The following is an 18,288-nucleotide window of genomic DNA, read 5'->3' as shown; positions in this document are numbered from 1 at the left end:
GATCCGTACGCGTACTCAGTCCGTCCGGGCCCCGTACCCAGACGGCGGCGGCCGGGGCGGCTCAGAACAGCGGCAACTGGCCCGGATGCGGCCCGAGGACGAAGCCGTCCAGCGTCGGGGCGGAGGCACCGAGGACCACCCGGGCCCGGGAGCCGGGGCAGGACACCAGGTCGCCCCGGCCGCGCCCGGCCGGCGGGTCGTGGCGGGCGATCCGGCCGGCCGTCACGGCGCAGTCGCGGCCGCAGGAGGGGCAGGCCCGTCGGGGGGAGTGGGACATGCCCCCAGTCTGCCCTGCCGCACCGACAGCGAAGCCGTCAGGAGACGGCCGCGGCCTCCTCCTCCGCCTTCTCCGCCTTCTCCGCCCTGGACGCGAGCCAGGCCCGGTGCGCCTCGTCCACCCGGGCCCACAGGACCTCCCGGTCCGCCCCCGTCAGGTCGTCGAGCCGGCGCCCGAAGACGCCCTCCAGCACCTCGAAGAACTCCCGCCGCCCGGCCAGTTCCCGCTCGGCCGTCACCTTCCCGCCCCCCGACCGGCGCGACAGGACGCGGCCGCGCAGGATGTCCACGCCGTCCGCGTCGCGCCGGAACAGCGCGAAGGTCCGTACGAAGGAGGAGTCCGGGGAGGTCGACAGCCAGGTGTGCGCCTCCTCGAAGTCGGCCATCTCCGCGGGGGCGTCGCGGAAGTTCACCCGGTGCATGCCGCTGTCGGGGGTCAGGTAGCTCCAGCCGGGGCCCTCGCCCTCCAGCGGGTCCAGCCGCCGCAGCGCGTAGCGGAAGCCGCCCTGCTCGTACGAGCCCTCGCGCAGCGGGAGCGGCTCGTACGGGCCGTCCCCAAGCCCGGCGTCCACCCAGTACGCCGCCCCGCCGACGCGCACGGTCAGCGTCAGGTGCTGGCCGTTGACCACCCGCGACCCGTCCTCGGCCTCGACCCCGGACAGGTGGCGGGTCACGTCGTAGCCCAGGTCCTCCAGCAGCGCGGCGAAGGCGCCGTTGAGGTGGAAGCAGTAGCCGCCGCGCCCCTCGGCGAACCGGCGCGCCGACAGCCCGGGGTCGATGCCGGGCGGCCGGCCGAGGTGGATGTCGACGTTGTCGTAGGGGATGCGCTCCAGATGGGCGCGCTGGAGCGCGAACAGCCCCTCCGCCGAGGGGGCACCGGGGTCGGTCAGCCCGAGTCGGCGCAGGTAGTCCGGGTACGTGCCAGTGGTCATGGGGGCACCCTAGGACGCCCCGCCGACACGGCCCGGGCGGAATTCCCCCGGCCTGTCAGGTCGCGCGGACCCGCCCCGGGGCGGGCCGCCCTACTTGTCGATGTCGCCGACCACGAAGAAGAGCGAGCCGAGGATCGACACCATGTCCGCGACCAGCTGCCCGGGCAGCAGCACGGCCAGCGCCTGGATGTTGTTGAAGGAGGCGCTGCGCAGCTTCAGCCGGTACGGGGTCTTCTCGCCCTTGGAGACCAGGTAGTAGCCGTTGATGCCGAGCGGGTTCTCCGTCCAGGCGTACGTGCTGCCCTCGGGGGCCTTCAGCACCTTCGGGAGCCGCTGGTTGACCGGCCCCGGCGGCAGCTCCGCCATCCGGTCCAGGCAGGCCACGGCCAGGTCGAGGGCGTTGTGCGTCTGGTCGAGCAGCACCTCGAAGCGGGCCAGGCAGTCGCCCTCGGTGCGGGTGACGACCTTCAGCACGTCGGCCAGCTCGCCGTACGCCAGGTACGGCTCGTCGCGGCGCAGGTCGAAGTCCACGCCGGAGGCGCGCGCGATCGGGCCGGACACCCCGTAGGCGTGGACCGCCTCGGCGGACAGGACGCCGACGCCGCGGGTGCGGGCCCGGAAGATCTCGTTGCCGTGGACCAGCTTGTCGTAGACGTCCATGCGGGTGCGGACGTCGGCGATGGCGGCGCGGGCCCGGCCGAGCCAGCCGGCCGGGAGATCCTCCTTGAGACCGCCGACCCGGTTGAACATGTAGTGCATGCGGCCGCCGGAGATCTCCTCCATGACGGCCTGGAGCTCCTCGCGCTCGCGGAACGCGTGGAAGATCGGGGTGATGCCGCCCAGTTCGAGGGGGTACGACCCGAGGAACATCAGGTGGTTCAGGACCCGGTTCAGCTCGGCGAGGAGCGTACGCATCCACACCGCGCGCTCGGGCACCTCCATGCCGAGCATCCGCTCGACGGCCATGACCACACCGAGCTCGTTGGAGAACGCGGAGAGCCAGTCGTGGCGGTTCGCGAGCATCACGATCTGCCGGTAGTCGCGCGCCTCGAAGAGCTTCTCGGCACCCCGGTGCATGTAACCGACCACCGGCTCGGCGCTGGCGATGCGCTCGCCGTCCAGGACGAGCCGCAGGCGCAGCACGCCGTGGGTGGAAGGGTGCTGGGGTCCGATGTTGAGCACCATGTCGGTGCTCTCCGCCGCACCGCCGATGCCGACCGTGGTCTCCGTCATGGCCGCATTGTCTCAGTCCTAGGGTGGGTGCATGGATACGGGGACGAGGGGTGAGACGGACCGCCCGGAGTGGGTCGGTCTGCCGGGCGGGCTGCGCGGGGTCCGGCGGCTGCTGCTGGTGCTCTGGACGGTTCCGCTCACGGTGGTGACCGCCGTGTCGCTGGGCCTGGCCGCCGGGCCCGGGTGGGCGGTCCTCGCGGCGTTCTGGCCGGCGGTCCTGGTCTGGGGCTGGGTGCTGATCGGGCGGAACTGGCGGTCCTGGCGCTACGCGGAACGGGCCGACGACCTGCTGATCAGCCGGGGGGTGCTGTGGCGGGAGGAGACGGTGGTCCCGTACGGGCGGATGCAGCTGGTGGAGGTGACCTCCGGCCCGTTGGAGCGCCGCTTCGGCCTGGCCTCGGTCCAGCTCCACACGGCGGCCGCGGCGACGGACGCCAAGATCCCGGGCCTGGCCCCCGCGGAGGCGGAACGCCTCCGCGACCGCCTGACCGCCCTGGGCGAAGCAAGGTCGGCAGGCCTGTGACGGGCCGCTCCGCGGGGGACCCGGACCGGGGCACCCCCGCACCCGGCGGGGAGCGGCGGCTGCACGTGCTGACCCCGCTGCGGCGGGCGTGGGTGCCCGGGGCCGCCCTCGGCGGTGTGGTGATCCAGCAGGGCGAGCGGGCCCAGCAGTGGGTCAGCGGCCTCACCCCCGGCGTGCGCGTGCTCATCCTGGCCGGGCTGGTCCTCGTCTTCGGCACGTACGGCTTCCTCGGCTGGTGGTTCACCCACTACGCCGTCACCGACACCGAGCTGCGCATCCGCACCGGCCTGGTCTTCCGCCGCACCGCCCACATCCGCCTCGACCGCCTCCAGGCCGTGGACGTCACCCGCCCGATGCTGGCCCGCGTCGCCGGCGTGGCCAAGCTCCGGCTCGACGTCATCGGCACCGAGGCGAAGGACGAGCTGGCCTTCCTCGACGAACGCGAGGCCGTCGCCCTGCGCGCCGAGCTGCTGGCCCGCGCCGCCGGCTTCGCCCCCGCCGATGCCGTCGCCGTCGGCCAGGCCCCCGAGCGGGTGCTGCTGCGCGTGTCCGTCCGTGACCTGGTGGTCTCCCTGCTGCTCGGCCTCGACGTGTGGGCCGCCCTCGTCGGCGGGCTCGTCGCGCCGGTGGTCGTCTGGCGGCTCAGCGACAGCCTCTGGGCGGCCGCGGTCATCCTCGTACCGCTGCTCGGCGCCGCGTGGAGCGGCACCGCGGGCCGGTTCCTCGCCGGGTACGACTGGACCGTCGCCGAGTCCCCCGACGGGCTGCGCCTGGACCACGGGCTGCTGGACCGGGCCCACGAGACGGTCCCGCCGGGCCGGGTGCAGGCCGTACGGATCGTGGAGCCGCTGCTGTGGCGGCGGCGCGGCTGGGTCCGGGTGGAGCTGGCCGTGGCCGGCTCCAAGAACGGGGTGCTGGTCCCCGTGGCCACCCGGGAGGCCGCCCACGCCCTGATCGCCCGCGTGCTGCCGGGCGCGGACCCGGCGGGCCTGGAGTTCAGCCCCTCCCCGCGCACCGGCTCGCGGTGGGTGGTGCCGGTGTGGTGGAAGGGGTACGGCCTGGCCGTCTCCGACGAGGTCTTCGCCGCCCGCCGGGGCCGCCTGTGCCGGCGCACGGAGATCGTTCCGCATGCGAAGGTACAGAGCGTGCGCCGCACGCAAGGCCCTTGGGAGCGCGCCCGCGGGGTGGCCGACGTCCACGTGGACACCGGCGCGAACACCACCGTCACCGCCCGGCTGCGCCCCGCCGCCGAGGCCGCCGGCCTGCTGCACGACCAGGCGGTCCGCTCCCGCACCTCCCGCGCGGCGGCCCGCCCCGACCGGTGGATGACCTGACATGACGACGGCCTACGAGCGGCTGCTCGGCACCGGCTTCGACGGCACTCCCGCCGGCGACCCGTACGACGTGATCTGGGAGGGCGAGGACGATCCCGCCCACCGCGACCGCGTCCCCGGGCTCACCGCCCTCCTGGACGACCCCGCCGCGCCCTGCGGCGAACGCCTCCTGGCCCTGATCGCCCTGGTCCACTGGGCCGAGCCCGCCGGCTACGAGGCCGTCGTACGGGCCGCGACCACCGACCCCCGCGGCGCCTTCTGGTACGGCTGGTCGACCGACCGCTGGTTCTCGCAGGACGACAGCTACGGCCACTTCTGCGAAGCGGCCGTGCGCAGCCGGGATTTGGCCGAGGAGAAGGGCACCTCACGGCTGCGCGCCGCGACCCTGCGCGCCCTGGTCGGCCTCGCCGACCGCGAGGGCTTCGGCGACCGGCTCGGCGACTGCCTGGACGCCGAGTCCGTACGCGACTGCCTGCCCGGGATCCGCGCCGCCGTCGAACGGGGCCTCGCCGGGATGCGGGCGGGGCAGCGCTACCGCTTCGACGTGGAGACCCAACTCGTCGGCCTCGCGGGAGCGGTGACCCTGGTCGACGAGGAACTCGCCGTGGAACTGCTGCGGACGCTGCTCGGCGACGAGCCCTCCGGTCGCGCCCTCCGGCACGCCGCGGGCCCGGTGTCCCGCTGCCGGGGCCCGGCCGGCAAGGCCCTGGCATCCTGGCTCCGGGAAGCCGGGGACGACTACGTACGGGAGGTCCTCGGGCAACGAGAACCGGCCGACGGCGATTTTCGGCCAGACGTCGAGGCTGGATGAAACCGTGTTTGTGTTCGCAACGTCCCTTCGGTAGACAGGTACGCACGCAAGTGACGGAACAACACGTCAGGGGTGGGTGAATGAAGTTCGACATGGGCAGCACCACGCTGTCCGAACTGGGCAAGGCCACGAGCGGCTCCAGCGACGACCTCGGCACGCTGATCAAGCTGCTGGTCGCCGCGGCGGACCCGCTGGAGGGCAAGTTCAACGGCGTCGGACGCCAGGCGTTCGACTCCTTCAAGCGGCGCTCCGACGCGATCACCGCCGAGCTGAACGCCTCGCTGCGCGCCATCCTCGGCGGTCAGTCCGGGATGGACACCTCGTTCACCACCGGTGCCCACGAGCAGGGTGACAACGCCCACCAGAACATGGGCTCCGCGAACTTCGACGCCGCTCGCTTCGGCGCGCGCTGACACCCGGGGGACTGACAGACATGGCGAACCAGGACCGCACCTCGTACGACATCGCCGCCTCCGTCGAGGTCCAGGGCGGACTCGGCGGGATCATCGGCCAGCTGGAGCGGGTGCTCGGCGACCGTGACAACGCGGTGAAGGCCGCGATGGCCGAGTTCCAGGCCGACGGCGTCTCCGACGAGTACCACGGCAAGGAAGTCCGCTGGAACAAGGCGGCGAACGAGGTGCGCGACATCATCCGCCTCGTCCGCACCACGCTGGAGCAGAACGACGCCACCGCGCAGGCCACGCTGCAGAAGGCCAAGGCGGCGGTCGACAACATCGGCTGACGCCGGACGAGGAACGCGAGGACGCGAGGACACGGGGGTAGGGCATGGACTGGGACATCAAACCGTCCGGCGTGCAGGGGGTCGTCAACAAGACGATCACGGCAGCGGAGGGCTTCCAGAAGGCGGGCAAGTCGCTCCAGACGGAGCTGCCGGAGGCCGCCAAGCACGCGGGCACCATCACGCCGGGCGGCGGCAGCGCGGGCGAGGGCGGCGGAATGGGCCCGATCGCGGGCGCGCTGGGTGAACTCATGAAGGCCCACGAGTACCGCCTCGCGTTCATCGGCGCCCGCACGGAGGCCTCGCTGAACGGCGCCATCAACGCGACGACGGCGTACGTGCAGGGCAACATCGAGCAGGCGCAGAACGCGCAGAACCAGGCTCTGAAGGAGCCGAAGGTCGAGCTTCCGGGGGCGGGTCAGAAGTGACCGACCACGTACCGATCAATCCGTGCACGATCCCGCAGTTCACGGGTGACCTGGACGCGTTGGAGCAGGACCACGCGGCGATCACGGCGGCAGCGGGCACCTTCCGCACGGCCGGCGAGAACGTGGACAGCGAGTTCCAGGGCCTGTCGGCGTTCTATGCCGCTCCCGAGGCCGCGAAGCTGTTCGCCACGACGAAGCCGGTGAAGACGGACAGTGATTTCTTCGCCGACCAGCTCGAGTCGGCGGCGAAGGCGCTGGGCGAGTACGTCACCGAGGCCCGCCCGATCGTGGCGCGTCTGAAGGCGCTCCAGGCGAAGGCGACGACGTTCTCCAACAAGATCGCCGGGGACGAGCACTGGAAGGACGACGGGAAGAAGATCGATGAGAACAACGATCTGATCCACGACGTCAACGCGGCCGCCGAGGCGTTCTGGGCGGCCGAACGCACCTGCGCGAACAAGATCCGCGCCCTGTACTGCGCCCCGCCGCTGACCGTGAACGACGGCTCCAACGGCGCGAACATGTACGGCTACAAGGCCGATGACCTGAACAAGGTCCAGGACCTGCCGTGGGGTTCGCAGCTGGAGGAGACCCACCGGGCGTGGGAGGTCGGCTACTGGGTCAAGTCCTTCGTGTGGGACGGGATCATCGTCGACGGGATCTGGGGCACCATCCGGGGCCTTGGCACCCTGGTCGGCGTCGACGGCTGGGACGCCGCGGGCCAGGCCTGGACGGGCCTGGCCAAACTCGCCACCGGCCTCGTGATCACTTCCATGCCGGGTGTCGGGGCCGCGTTCTGGGCGGCGGACGACAAGCAGCTCCCGGGCTGGCTGAAGGACTCCCGCACGGCGATGAAGGAGACCGGCAAGGCCCTGGTCGCCTGGGACGAGTGGGGCAAGAACCCCGCCCGCGCCGCGGGAGCGGTCACCTTCAACGTCCTGACCACCGTCTTCACCGGCGGCGCCGGCACCGCGGCCAAGACGGGCGGGATCGCGAAGGTCCTCTCGGTGGCCGGGAAGGCCGGCAGGATCATCGACCCGATGACCTACATCGGCAAGGCCGGCTCCCTGGCGAAGCTGAAGATCGGTGACCTGTTCGCGAACCTGGGGAAGGTCGACGGGGCGTTCCCGAAGATCGACGACGTGGTGTGGAAGGACCTCCCGAAGGCCGACGCCCCGGGGATCAAGTTCCCGCACCCCGAGGACACGGTCCGTCTCCCGGACGACGCGCTGGGCCGTCCGCAGTACTTCGACAAGACGACGAACCAGCTCCTGGACCACAAGGGCCTCCCGAAGCAGGACCTCACCTCGGTCCCCAAGGGCCCCGACCACCCCCTGGCCGAGGTCCCGAAGAAGCAGGAAGTCCCGGTCGGTGTCGGCGCCCACACGGCGGACGTCACCTCCCACACCCCGGGCGGCACCGCCACCCACACCCCCGGCGGGACCGCGTCCCACACCCCCGGCGGCACCGCCGACAACCTCCCGCACAACAGCCACACCGAACCCGGCGGCACGACCCCCGGCCACGGCGGCACCGACACCACCCCCACCGGCGGCCACACGGACACGCCCTCCACGGGCGGCCACGGCGACGGCCCTTCCACGGGTGGCGGCGGCCACGGCGACGGCCCGACCGTGCCGCACCAGGGCGGCGGACTTCCCGACAACCCGGGCCACGGTGACGAGGCGTGGCAGAGGGAGCACGGAACCGCGAGCACCCCGGCTGATGCGATCTCTCCGGAAACCCGCCTGCCGGACGCGAATGGAACGCACCCGGCCGGTCACGGCGAGAAGCTGCTGGATCTGTTCGACCGGAACAGCCCTCGGGTCACCGTGGTGGATGACATGATCACCCACATTGACGGCAAGCCCGTTGACCAGTATCTCGACTCGCTCGCCGAGTCCAGGGCACAGGTTTACCGGGATGCCAAGGACGCCAAGCAATTCGTCAAGGGCGATGTAGGTGCGTGTGTGGGTGCCGTCATGGACACCCGGACCGGAATCGTGATCGAAGGAATCAACGGCCGGCCGGACAACGTGATTCCCAAGGAAAAGGTTCACCCCACCCTCCGCGCGATTTACGAGAAGATGGCTCCGACCAAGCCGCACCCGGACCAGCCCCTCGGTCATGCGGAAGTGAAGGCCACCAATGAGCTGCTGTGGGCCCGTACCCGCCTCGGGCTGCCGGACGACGCGAGCGTGCTCAAGGAAATCCGGGCGTCCGTGGAATTCCCGTTCATGAAGGACCGGGAGACGGGCGTTATCGGCAGGGGCGCTCCCTTCTGCTCGAACTGTTACCATATGCTCCCCGGAGTTCCGTCGCCCCACGGCCGGTTCACTGGGTATCCGCCGTCTGACGAGAATTGGATTCCGTGATGAGCTCGATGCGGCGCGTCGACGCTGACGATCCCGATGTCGACATCGATATGGGAAATCGGATGCTCTACCAGGACGAGTTGTTCACGGGGGAGGTAGCCGAATATCAGGGTGAACAGATCGTCTGCCTCGACGTGTACCTCGACGGGGTCCGGAACGGGTTGTCGCAGATGTGGTACCCGGACGGTGCGCAGAAGCTCAAGGGAACCGTCGTCAATGGTTCCGCTCTGGGTGAGTTCCTGGAATGGCATCCCAACGGTGTTCTCAAGTCGCGGAAGTTCTTCGACGACGACATCTACTCCCTCAAGGAGGAGAGCGTCTGGGACGAGCAGGGCAACCTCGTCCGCGAATGGCGTCGCGAAGACGGGTGATCACGACTGGGCCGTCGGGGGTGGTTCTGGCAGCCACCCCCGGGTGCTCCGTGCGGTCGCGAGCGGGGCGGTTCTGCGGGGAGCCCGTATGCCGGGCGCGGACCTCTACCGCGCGCATCTCGAAGCTGCGGTTCTCGACGAAGCCGATCTCACCGGTGCCTCCCTGGTGAAGGCCGAGCTGGACGGGGCCTCGCTGCGCGGTGCCAGGCTCGACGGTGCGGACTTCGGGAGCGTCGAGATGTACGACGTGGACGCACGGGAGGCGTCGCTGGACGCCGTGGATCTGCGGGGCGCCGATCTGAGCGATGCGTCGGTGGCGCAGACCTTCATGCAGGTGGTCCTCGACGATCGGACGGTGGTGGACGGCCTCACGGGCACGGTCTTCGGGCCGGCCGTCGTCGTGGATGCCGAAGGCCGGCGGGAACTCTCCGGTGCCGACTTGGAGTCGTGGCTGAACAGCAAGGGTGCGAAGGTGAGGGTGCTTTCTTCTTGAGTGAGGCGCGCGTGGCCTTCCTGTGATTACGTCCGAACCCGTGGGGGAGTGGTTCTGGGAGCCCGCCCCCGTGCTCGATGCTCCCGCGAGCGGGGTGGCGTGGGCCCTCGGGCTGGTGGGGGACGTCAGGGACGTCCTGGCTTCCCTCGGGCTCGTCGCCGACGGGGGTACGGGCTCGGTCGAGGTCTGTGAGCTGTCGGCCATGGGGCGGCCGCTGTTCGAGCGGCGTGACGTGCCGCTCGACGTGCTGGCCGGGCAGGCGTCGGGCCTGCGGTTGCTGCCCGACCAGCACCTGACGGTGGCTCTCCGGTTCCCCGGTGAGTGGATGGAGGCCGGCGTCCGGCGGCGGGCCGAGAAGCTGTTCGTCCTCCGGGTCCATGTCTGGGGCAGGGGTGCGGTGCTGCTCGTGCTGGCCGCTCACGCGGATGCCTGGATGACCTTGGACCTCCGCGAGCGACCGCAGCCGGAGGTCGCCGCAGAGAACGCGCCCCGGCTTGCCGCCGCGCTGAAGCAGATCTCCGAGCTGACCGGTTCGGAGACCGACCCCGGGGACCCGACCTGGCACGCCAGGCCCACGGCCGATGGCTTTGCCGATCTGCTGGTGGAGGGCGCAGAGTACGACGACTCCTGGGACAACTTCGAGGTCCCCGCCCGATGGAGACGGCTCGTGAAGCTCCTTCCCGGCGGATACGGGGAGGAAGAGGACTACGAGTGCACCACCGAGGAGCCGGTCCGGTACGCCGAAGTGCGGTGCGGGGAGCGGCTCCTCGGGTTCCTCTGGGCGTCCGCCGACGGCGCGGCCGGCTACGAGCCGCGCGGCGCGGCGGGGGACGCGGCCTTCGGGGCGGGCGTGCCCTGGCTGCTGCGGTTCCGGGCCGCGCGGAGTGCCGGGGCGGGGGCGTCGGAGGCGCTGGAGGGCTGCCTCGGGCGGATCGAGGCGGGAGTCACCGTCGGAGCGGTCGTACGGCGGGCGCCGTCGCTGGACGCGCTCCAGGAGCTGTCGGGGAGGGGCTGAGGGTGTCGGCGTCGCGGATGCTGGGGCGGCTGCGGGCCGTGGACTGGGACATGCGGTGGGACCTCGCGTTCGAGCGCTGCGGGTCCCGGCGGGTGCTGATGTGGGAGTACCTGCGGCGGGCCGCCGTGTGGGCGAACGCCTGCGGGGCCGAGGAGGCGTGGCCGTTCTACGACGTCACGGCGTACGTGGACCCCGGCTTCGGGCTGCCGCCCGCGCAGGCGGCCGAACTGGAGGAGCTCCGGCGCACGCTGCTTGGGGCCGAGCTCCGCGAGACCTGTGCCGGGGCCGTGCGGCTGGCGGGGCTCGGGGAGCGGACGCCGCAGGCGGTGGCCGGGCTGCCGGACCTGTACGAGCCGCTGGTGCTGTTCTACGAGCGCGGCGGGTCCTTCAGCCGTGACTGCTCCGGGGTGTTCATCGACCTCGTCGGCGTGATGTGCCGGCCGGGTAAGCTCGCGGGCTACCTCGGCAGCCGGCCCGTCGGCGTGCTCGACGAGGCCGTGCTCGACGCGCTGGAGGGCGAAGGGCGCGTCACGTACCACCAGGACGAGTACGGCCAAGGGCCGTTGTTCCGGAGCCGGGTGCTCGGAGACGGCGTCCGGGCCGGCGAAGTGCTCCGCCCGGACCTGCGCTGGGAGCCGGTGGACCTGCCGGCCGGGACCGCGGGCCTGGCCGCCGTCGACCACCTGGAGGCGGCCCGGCGGATCGGCGGCATGGTGTGATCCGCGGCTGCGAACATGGCAGGAGCATGACGGAACCGGTGCCACCGGTTTCGGCGTCGTGAGGGGGCGTACTAGCGTGCGGGGCGACAGGGAGAAGGGAGGCCGGGGTGGCGGCTGAGGACTACGACAGCCAGTTGCTGGAGTCCGTCGCGGTGCGGCGGCGCCGGATGCGCGACGCCGTGCTGTTCGGCGCGCAGCGCGGGCGGCGGGTGGCCGACGAGCGGATCGGGAAGGCCGTCGCCGGGCTGGTCATCGCGGCGGTGCTGTGCGCCGGCTGCGTCGGCTGGTCGTTCATCTCCCACCGCCTCATCGGCAAGGTCGGGACGCCCGGACAGGTCAGTACTCGGTGATAGGTTCGAGCGCGTGGTGAGCATGGGGGCAGTGAGCGGTACGGCTTTGAGCCGGGTCACCCTGGTCGGTGAGCGGCGGCGGATGGATCTCGTTCTCCCCTCGCAGGAGCCCGTCGGGCGTCTTCTGCCCGACGTCATACGGATGTTGGACGACCGGGTGGCCGCGCAGCCGATGCTGCGTCACCTGGTCACGGCCGACGGGTCCGTCATCGAGCACGGCACCTCCCTGGAGGACGCCGGCATCGCCGACGGGGCCGTGCTGCGGCTCGTGCGGGTGCAGGACGTGCCGTCCGCGCCCGTGGTGCACGACGTCACCGACGAGGCAGCCGAGGACCTGGACGTACGCGCCTGGCGCTGGCGCCCCTCCGCGCGGCGGGTCACCGCCGGGGCGGGGCTCGTGCTGTGGGCGCTGGTCGCCGGCTGGTTCGCCCGGCGGGAGTTCGCGCCCGGCGCCGTGGCCGGGGTGCTCCTCGGGACCGCCGCCGCCGCGGGTGCCCTCGGGGCGCTGGCGGGCCGGCTGAAGCGGTCGGGGCTGGCGGCCGCGCTGCTGGCCTGTGCCGCCGCGGTCGGGGTGCTCGGGGCGTGGACCCTGGGCGACGCGCAGCACTGGGGCGCCATGGGCCGGCTCGCCGCCGTCGCGGGTGCGCTGGCCGTCGGACTCGCGCTGCTGGGGTGGTTCACGCCGCTCGGGCGGGGCGGGTTCGTGGGCGCCGCCGCCGTGGTGGGCCTGACGGTGGCGTGGGAGGCGACCGCGCTGGCGCAGGGCCAGGCGGGCGCCCGTACCGGGGCCGTGCTGGCGGTGTTCTCGGTGGTCCTGCTCGGGCTGCTGCCGCGTCTCGCCCTGGCGGCGGCCGGACTGACCGGCCTGGACGACCAGCGGGCCCGCGGGGCCTCGGTCAGCCGGTACAAGGTCGCCACCGCCCTCGGTGCCACCCACCGGGGCATGGTGCTGGCCACCCTCGCCACCGCCGTCTCGGCGGGCGCGGCCGGTGTGGTCGCGCTGCGGGAGCCCGACGTGTGGACGGTGTCCCTCGCCTCGGCGGTCGCCGTCGTACTGTGGCTGCGCGCGCGGGCGTTCCCGCTCGTCGCGGAGGTGGTCGCGCTGCTGCTGGCCGGGGCCGCGGTCACCGTTGCGGCTCTGCTGGTGTGGGCCGGCCGGGCCGGTGCGGCCGGGCCGCTCGCGGTGCTGCTGGTGCTGGCCCTGGCGGCGCTCGGCGTCCTCGCCGTCCAGCCGCCCGAGCACGTGCGGGTCCGGCTGCGGCGGGTCGGGGACACCGCCGAATCGATCGGGGTCATCGTGCTGTTCCCGCTGCTCATCGGGGTGTTCGGCGTGTACGGGCGGCTGCTCGGCACCTTCGCGTAAGGGTTGCTACTCAGACATGTCAGACATGAGCATGAACCAGCGTGACGGTGACGGACACCTGCCCGGGCCCGTCGGCGGACCCGGACAGGCCGGCGGCGGGCCCGGCCCCGGCGCGCAGGGCGACTGGCAGGCCGGCGTCCTGGGCGACCTGATGGGCCACGGCGCGGGCACGGCCGCCGCCGCACCGCAGGGCCCCCTGCCGGTGCAGCCGCACGCCCCGCTCCCGCAGCAGCCGGCCCCCGGGGCACACCAGCCGGCCTACGCCCCGCACCAGCAGGCCCCCGCGCCGCAGCAGCCGGCCCCCGGGGCGCACCGGCCCGCCTACGCCCCGCAGCAGTACACCCCGCAGGCCCAGGTCCCGCAGGCACAGGCACAGGCCCGTGCGCCCGAGACCGTCCCGGTCCCCGGCTCCGACGCCGCCGCCGGCCGGCCCCGCCACGGCGACCCGCTGGCCCGCCGCACCCTGCGCACCCTGCGCGGAGCGCTCGGCTCCTCCGTCGCCAAGGCCGTCGCCGCCGAGACGGAACTCGCCACCCAGGTACAGCAGCCCGTCACCACCGGCCGCCAGATCGTCGTCACCAGCATCCGCGGCGGCTCCGGCAAGACCACCGTCACCGCCCTCCTCAGCCGCACCTACAACCACTTCCGCCACGACCCGGTGCTCACCCTGGAGGCCGACGCCGCCCTCGGCACCCTCCCGGTGCGGCTCGGCGTGCAGTCCCTGCGCTGGACCTGCGCGGACCTCGCGCAGATCGTCCGCCCCTCCATGCAGCTCACCGACATCACCGGCTACCTCGTCCCGCTCCCCGACGGCGGCTGGCTGCTGCCCGGCAGCCAGGGCCGCATCGGCGCCCAGGTCGACGTCGCCACGTACCGGACCGTGATGGTCGCCCTGCGCCGCTACTTCGGCGTCACCGTCGTCGACTGCGAGACCCTCCCCGGCGAGGTCGCCCGTACCGCCCTCGACACCGCGCACGCCCGCGTGCTCACCACGCCCGCCACCGCCGAGGGGCTCGTCTCCACCCACGCCGTCCTCGACTGGCTCGGCTCCCTCCCGGTACCCGTCCTGCCGCGGACCGTCGTCGTGCTCACCGTCCAGTCCCCGCACCCCGCCGTCGACCTCGGCAAGGCCGTCGAGAAGCTGCGCGCGACCGGCGCGGGCGTCGTCGTGCTGCCCTACGACCGCCACCTCGCCTCCGGCGGCGCCGTCACGTCCGAACTCCTCGCCTTCCAGACCCGGGAGGCGTCCGTGCGGCTCGCCGCCGAGGTGCTCCAGCGGGCCGTGGCCCTCCCGGCTTCCGGAGCCGCCCGGTGACCCAGCAGCTGATCCACCGCCCGGCCCGGGGCACGATGCCCCCCGCCCCCGCGCAGCCCCACTCCGTCGAGGCCCCGCCCAACCTGCCCGAGGGCAAGATCGGCAGCCCGGCCACCGCGCTGCTGCCCATGGCGGGCGTGATGGGCTCGGTCGTGATGATGACCGTCATCCGCAACAGCCAGTTCGCCGCCGTCGGCGCGATCGTCCTCGTCTTCGCCCTGATCGGCGCCGTCGCCCTGTTCTGGTCCCAGCGCGGCAAGGCGCAGCGCACCCGCCGCGCCCAGCGCGAGCGCTACCTGGAGTACCTGGAGGAGCAGCGCGAGGAGCTCGGCGCCCGCGAGAAGGCGCTGCGCGACGAGGCCCGCCGCCTCAACCCGCCGCCGGAGGCCCTGTACGACCTCGTACGCGACCCCGCGCGGCTGTGGGAGCGGCGCCGCACCGACCCCGACTTCCTGCGGCCGCGCCTGGGCACCGGCGCCGTCGCCGTGCAGGAGCTCTCCCTCGCGGCGGGCGCCGGCGGCGTCCTCACCCCGCCCGACCGGTTCATGCTCAACGAGGCCGGCGCCCTCATGGCCCGCTTCGGCCGGGCCAGCGACTTCCCGCTGACCGTCCCCCTCGACCGGGCCGGCAACGTCAGCATCGTCGGCGACCGCGAGGGCGTGCTGCGCGTCGCCCGCGCCCTGCTCGCCCACACCGCCGTCCTGCACGCCCCCGACGACGTCGCCGTCGCCCTCGGCGTGCCCGGGGACCGGCTCGGCGACTGGGAGTGGGCCAAGTGGCTGCCCCACGTCCTCGACCAGCAGGAACAGGACGGCCCCGTCGCCGCCCGCCGGATCGCGCCCAGCCTGCCCCAGCTCGCCTCCGGGGTCCTCGCGGCCGACCTGCGCCGCAGGGCCTCGTACGCGGCCGAGGTGCGCCGCGGCCTGTCCGACAAGCGCGCCCTGCGCATGGCCGGCCGGCTCCTCGTCGTCAGCGACGAGTACGGCGAGAACGCCGTCGAACTGCCCCGCCCCGACACCGCCGTGGGCCTGGCCGACATGAACACCACCGTGCTGCACCTGCTCGCCGAGCAGGTCCACGAGCCCGACGAGGTGACCATACGGATCACCGTCGACGGCAGCCACGTCACCGTCCGGGACCTGCGCACCCCCGAGGCCCCCGCCGCCGAGGGCATCAGCGACGCCCTCGGCCCGGCCACCGCCGAGGGCCTGGCCCGCATGCTCGCCCCGCTGCGGCTGTCCGCCGAGTCCGTCGCCGAGGGCACCCCCGTCTCCGGGCCGGTCGACTTCATGGGCCTGCTCGGCATCGCCGACCCCGCCGCCCTCGACGTGAAGCGGATGTGGGCGCCCCGCGGCGAGCGGGACTTCCTGCGCGTCCCCATCGGCATCGACGACCGGCACGGGCCGGTGCTCCTCGACCTCAAGGAGTCCTCGCAACTCGGCATGGGCCCGCACGGCCTGTGCGTCGGCGCGACCGGCTCCGGCAAGAGCGAGCTGCTCCGCACGCTCGTCCTCGCCCTCGTCGCCACCCACTCGCCCGAGGACCTCGCGATGGTCCTCGTCGACTACAAGGGCGGCGCGACCTTCGCCCCCTTCGAGAAGCTCCCGCACGTCGCCGGCGTCATCACCAACCTGGAGAACCAGGCCGGGCTCGTCGAACGCGTCCACACCAGCCTCGCCGGCGAGGTCAAGCGCCGCCAGCAGGTCCTCAAGGACGCCGGGAACGTCGCCGACATCGGCCACTACGCGGTGCTGCGCGCCGAGAAGCCCGAACTGGAGCCGCTGCCGCACCTGTTCGTCGTCATCGACGAGTTCGGTGAACTCCTCACCGCCAAGCCCGACTTCATCGACCTGTTCCTGTCCATCGGCCGCATCGGCCGCTCCATCGGCGTGCACCTGCTGCTCTCCAGCCAGCGCATCGAGGGCGGCAAGCTCAAGGGCCTGGACACCTACCTGTCGTACCGGCTGGGCCTGCGCACCTTCTCCGCCGACGAGTCGCGGACCGTCCTCGACACCACCGACGCCTTCCAGCTGCCGCCGCTGCCCGGCTTCGGCTACCTCAAGGTGGACACCTCCACCTACACCCGCTTCAAGGCCGGATACGTCTCCGGCCGCTACCGGGGCCCCGCCGCCGCCCTCGACGACACCGAACGCGGCCCGCTCGCCCTGGCCTACCCCACCTTCAACACCCTCCAGGACAGCACCGGCCCGGCCGAGCCCGCCGAGGAGAAGCCCGCCGCCACCGCCCGCGAGACCGGGCCCAGCGTGCTCTCCGTCATCGTCGACCAGCTCGCCGACGCCGCCCCGCCCGTCCGCCGCATCTGGCTGCCGCCGCTGCCCGACGCGACCTCCCTGGACGCCGCCGCCGGACCCCTGTCCGTCACCGAACGCGGACTCCGGCTCGGCACCGCGCAGCGCACCCCGCTCAAGGTGCCCCTCGGCGTCCTCGACGACCCCGCCCGCCAGTGGCGCGGCCCCTGGGAGCTGGACCTGACCGTCGCCGGCGGGCACACCGCCGTCACCGGCGGCCCCCAGTCCGGCAAGACCACCCTGCTGCGCACCCTCGCCCTGTCGCTCGCGCTGACCCACACCCCGCAGGAGGTCGCCGTCTACGGCCTCGACCTCGCCGGGGGCGGCCTCGCCGCGCTCGCCGGGCTCCCGCACGTCGGCGGGATCGCCGGCCGCGCCGACCGGGAACGGGCCGCCCGTACGGTCGCCGAGGTACGGGCCATGCTCGCCACCCGCGAGGAACTGTTCCGCGTGCACTCCATCGACTCCGTCGACCAGCTGCGCGAGCTGCGCTCCCGGGGCCGGCTGCCCGAGCTGGCGTCCACCGACATCGTCCTGCTCGTCGACGGCTACGGGGCCCTGCGCGAGGAGTTCTCCGAACTCGACGACTCCGTCACCGACCTCCTCAAGCGGGGCGGCGGCTACGGCATCCACGTCGTCGCCGGCATGCTCCGCTGGAACGACGTGCGGATCGCCAACCAGTCCCTCTTCGGCGGCCGCGTCGAACTGCGCCTGGGCGACCCCTCCGACTCGGCCATCGACCGCAAACTGTCCGAGACGATCTCCCCGGACACCCCGGGCCGCGTCCTCACCGACAGCAAGCTGTTCGCGCAGACCGCCCTGCCGCGCATCGACTCCCGGGCCGGGAACACCGACCTGGCCGCCGCCCTGGAGGAGGCCGCGGGCACCGTCCGCGCCACCTGGCACGGCGACATCGCCTCCCCCGTACGGGTCCTGCCCGCACGCCTGCCGGCCGACCGGCTGCCGGGCGTGGACGAGGAGCCGTACCGGATCCCCGTCGGCGTGGACCAGGACGTCCTCGCCCCGGTGCTCCTCGACCTCTTCGGCCAGGACCAGCACCTGCTGATCCTCGGCGACAGCGAGTGCGGCAAGACCAACCTGCTCGCCCTCGTCGCCCGCCAGCTCATCGCCCGCTACGGCGAGGAGGAACTGGTCTTCGCCGTCTACGACCCCAGGCGCGGGCTGCGCGGCGTGGTCCCCGAGCCCTACCGCGGCGGCTACGCGCACAACGCGAAGATCGCCACCGCCCTGTCCGTGGGCATCGCCAAGGAACTCGACAAGCGGCTCCCCGAGGACGGCATCGACCCGGACGCCGAACCGGGCGAGGGCCCCGGCTTCACCGGACCGCGCATCGTGGTCCTCGTCGACGACTACGACATCCTCACCACCGCCGGACAGCAGCCCCTCCAGGCGTTCGTCCCCTACCTGCCGTCCGCCCAGGACATCGGCCTGCACTTCGTGATCGCACGGCGCGTCGCCGGAGCCTCCCGGGCCCTGTACGAGCCGCTGATGACCACCCTGCGCGAGTCCGGCACCACCGCCCTCGTGATGAACGGCGAACGCTCCGAAGGCCAGTTGTTCCCGCAGCTGTACGCGAGCGCCCAGCCGCCCGGCCGCGGCACCCTGGTCCGGCGCGGACGCCCGCACCAGATCGTGCAGACCGCCCTCGCCGACTCCCCGACCCAGGAAGCGCCCTGACACC

18 protein-coding genes are annotated in these 18,288 nt (G+C 73.1%); 15 read left to right on the top strand and 3 right to left on the bottom strand.

The features are described 5' to 3' along the window. Window positions 1–61: 61 nt before the first annotated feature. The 3 genes from D1J60_RS15765 to D1J60_RS15755 all read right to left on the bottom strand — a co-directional run bounded on the left by D1J60_RS15765 (window position 62) and on the right by D1J60_RS15755 (window position 2,441). On the bottom strand, window positions 62–277 hold the full coding sequence (locus tag D1J60_RS15765; RefSeq protein WP_125595591.1) for a hypothetical protein: 216 nt from the start codon (window positions 275–277) through the stop codon (window positions 62–64). A 37-nt stretch (window positions 278–314) separates the two neighbouring features. After that, the gene (locus D1J60_RS15760) at window positions 315–1,208 is read right to left on the bottom strand and encodes an arylamine N-acetyltransferase (protein ID WP_125821524.1); all 894 of its coding nucleotides are present in this window, start codon (window positions 1,206–1,208) and stop codon (window positions 315–317) included. Window positions 1,209–1,298: 90 nt separating this feature from the next. Further along, window positions 1,299–2,441, bottom strand: a complete 1,143-nt coding sequence (locus tag D1J60_RS15755; protein WP_007264853.1) for an NADH-quinone oxidoreductase subunit D — start codon at window positions 2,439–2,441, stop codon at window positions 1,299–1,301. Window positions 2,442–2,472: 31 nt separating this feature from the next. Between D1J60_RS15755 and D1J60_RS15750 the strand changes: the two genes are divergently transcribed. The 15 genes from D1J60_RS15750 (at window position 2,473) to eccCb (ending at window position 18,284) form a co-directional block, all read left to right on the top strand. Beyond that, window positions 2,473–2,964, top strand: coding sequence for a PH domain-containing protein (locus D1J60_RS15750; protein ID WP_125595594.1), 492 nt, complete (start codon window positions 2,473–2,475; stop codon window positions 2,962–2,964). Then, window positions 2,961–4,298 carry a PH domain-containing protein gene (locus tag D1J60_RS15745; RefSeq protein WP_125821523.1) on the top strand — a complete coding sequence of 446 codons (1,338 nt, stop codon included), beginning with the start codon at window positions 2,961–2,963 and terminating at the stop codon, window positions 4,296–4,298. The genes D1J60_RS15750 and D1J60_RS15745 overlap by 4 nt, the downstream gene beginning before the upstream one ends. Before the next feature lies 1 nt (window position 4,299). Next, window positions 4,300–5,109 carry a hypothetical protein gene (locus D1J60_RS15740; RefSeq protein ID WP_125821522.1) on the top strand — a complete coding sequence of 270 codons (810 nt, stop codon included), beginning with the start codon at window positions 4,300–4,302 and terminating at the stop codon, window positions 5,107–5,109. A gap of 80 nt (window positions 5,110–5,189) precedes the next feature. Then, on the top strand, window positions 5,190–5,522 hold the full coding sequence (locus tag D1J60_RS15735) for a hypothetical protein (protein WP_125595597.1): 333 nt from the start codon (window positions 5,190–5,192) through the stop codon (window positions 5,520–5,522). Window positions 5,523–5,542: 20 nt separating this feature from the next. Beyond that, on the top strand, window positions 5,543–5,851 hold the full coding sequence (locus D1J60_RS15730; RefSeq protein ID WP_007264848.1) for a pore-forming ESAT-6 family protein: 309 nt from the start codon (window positions 5,543–5,545) through the stop codon (window positions 5,849–5,851). 44 nt (window positions 5,852–5,895) lie between these two features. Beyond that, the gene (locus D1J60_RS15725) at window positions 5,896–6,276 is read left to right on the top strand and encodes a DUF6507 family protein (RefSeq protein ID WP_125595598.1); all 381 of its coding nucleotides are present in this window, start codon (window positions 5,896–5,898) and stop codon (window positions 6,274–6,276) included. Further along, window positions 6,273–8,651 carry a YwqJ-related putative deaminase gene (locus D1J60_RS15720; protein ID WP_125821521.1) on the top strand — a complete coding sequence of 793 codons (2,379 nt, stop codon included), beginning with the start codon at window positions 6,273–6,275 and terminating at the stop codon, window positions 8,649–8,651. Before D1J60_RS15725 ends, D1J60_RS15720 begins: the two co-directional genes overlap by 4 nt. Next, complete coding sequence (locus D1J60_RS15715) at window positions 8,651–9,022, top strand: hypothetical protein (RefSeq protein ID WP_125603524.1); 372 nt, start codon at window positions 8,651–8,653, stop codon at window positions 9,020–9,022. Before D1J60_RS15720 ends, D1J60_RS15715 begins: the two co-directional genes overlap by 1 nt. Then, on the top strand, window positions 8,910–9,515 hold the full coding sequence (locus tag D1J60_RS15710; RefSeq protein ID WP_277607499.1) for a pentapeptide repeat-containing protein: 606 nt from the start codon (window positions 8,910–8,912) through the stop codon (window positions 9,513–9,515). Before D1J60_RS15715 ends, D1J60_RS15710 begins: the two co-directional genes overlap by 113 nt. Window positions 9,516–9,585: 70 nt before the next feature. Continuing rightward, on the top strand, window positions 9,586–10,530 hold the full coding sequence (locus D1J60_RS15705; protein WP_241253284.1) for a hypothetical protein: 945 nt from the start codon (window positions 9,586–9,588) through the stop codon (window positions 10,528–10,530). A gap of 2 nt (window positions 10,531–10,532) precedes the next feature. Then, window positions 10,533–11,249, top strand: a complete 717-nt coding sequence (locus D1J60_RS15700; protein ID WP_125821518.1) for a hypothetical protein — start codon at window positions 10,533–10,535, stop codon at window positions 11,247–11,249. Window positions 11,250–11,416: 167 nt separating this feature from the next. Continuing rightward, window positions 11,417–11,599, top strand: a complete 183-nt coding sequence (locus tag D1J60_RS15695) for a hypothetical protein (protein WP_050779875.1) — start codon at window positions 11,417–11,419, stop codon at window positions 11,597–11,599. 22 nt (window positions 11,600–11,621) lie between these two features. Further along, entirely contained in the window at window positions 11,622–12,962 is a 1,341-nt protein-coding gene (gene eccD, locus D1J60_RS15690) for a type VII secretion integral membrane protein EccD (protein WP_164721065.1), read from the top strand. Between the two features lie 25 nt (window positions 12,963–12,987). Next, window positions 12,988–14,277: a hypothetical protein gene (locus D1J60_RS15685; protein ID WP_347147190.1), complete on the top strand. Its 1,290-nt coding sequence runs from the start codon at window positions 12,988–12,990 to the stop codon at window positions 14,275–14,277. Beyond that, the gene (gene eccCb, locus D1J60_RS15680; protein ID WP_125821515.1) at window positions 14,274–18,284 is read left to right on the top strand and encodes a type VII secretion protein EccCb; all 4,011 of its coding nucleotides are present in this window, start codon (window positions 14,274–14,276) and stop codon (window positions 18,282–18,284) included. Before D1J60_RS15685 ends, eccCb begins: the two co-directional genes overlap by 4 nt. Window positions 18,285–18,288 lie beyond the last annotated feature (4 nt).

It is taken from the genome of Streptomyces sp. W1SF4 (assembly GCF_003950035.1).
In the GTDB taxonomy this organism is placed as follows: domain Bacteria; phylum Actinomycetota; class Actinomycetes; order Streptomycetales; family Streptomycetaceae; genus Streptomyces; species Streptomyces racemochromogenes.
Note: the sequence above shows the minus strand (reverse complement) of the source record. Positions and strands in the feature narration are given on the sequence as shown.

Bases quoted from the DNA above. Each gene is read 5' to 3' on its own strand.
- D1J60_RS15735 (WP_125595597.1), top strand. From the start codon at position 5,190: ATGAAGTTCGACATGGGCAGCACCACGCTGTCCGAACTGGGCAAGGCC.
- D1J60_RS15695 (WP_050779875.1), top strand. From the start codon at position 11,417: ATGCGCGACGCCGTGCTGTTCGGCGCGCAGCGCGGGCGGCGGGTGGCC.
- D1J60_RS15760 (WP_125821524.1), bottom strand. From the start codon at position 1,208: ATGACCACTGGCACGTACCCGGACTACCTGCGCCGACTCGGGCTGACC.
- eccD (WP_164721065.1), top strand. From the start codon at position 11,622: ATGGGGGCAGTGAGCGGTACGGCTTTGAGCCGGGTCACCCTGGTCGGT.
- D1J60_RS15725 (WP_125595598.1), top strand. From the start codon at position 5,896: ATGGACTGGGACATCAAACCGTCCGGCGTGCAGGGGGTCGTCAACAAG.
- D1J60_RS15715 (WP_125603524.1), top strand. From the start codon at position 8,651: ATGAGCTCGATGCGGCGCGTCGACGCTGACGATCCCGATGTCGACATC.
- D1J60_RS15750 (WP_125595594.1), top strand. From the start codon at position 2,473: ATGGATACGGGGACGAGGGGTGAGACGGACCGCCCGGAGTGGGTCGGT.
- D1J60_RS15755 (WP_007264853.1), bottom strand. From the start codon at position 2,441: ATGACGGAGACCACGGTCGGCATCGGCGGTGCGGCGGAGAGCACCGAC.
- D1J60_RS15740 (WP_125821522.1), top strand. From the start codon at position 4,300: ATGACGACGGCCTACGAGCGGCTGCTCGGCACCGGCTTCGACGGCACT.
- D1J60_RS15730 (WP_007264848.1), top strand. From the start codon at position 5,543: ATGGCGAACCAGGACCGCACCTCGTACGACATCGCCGCCTCCGTCGAG.
- D1J60_RS15685 (WP_347147190.1), top strand. From the start codon at position 12,988: ATGAGCATGAACCAGCGTGACGGTGACGGACACCTGCCCGGGCCCGTC.
- D1J60_RS15765 (WP_125595591.1), bottom strand. From the start codon at position 277: ATGTCCCACTCCCCCCGACGGGCCTGCCCCTCCTGCGGCCGCGACTGC.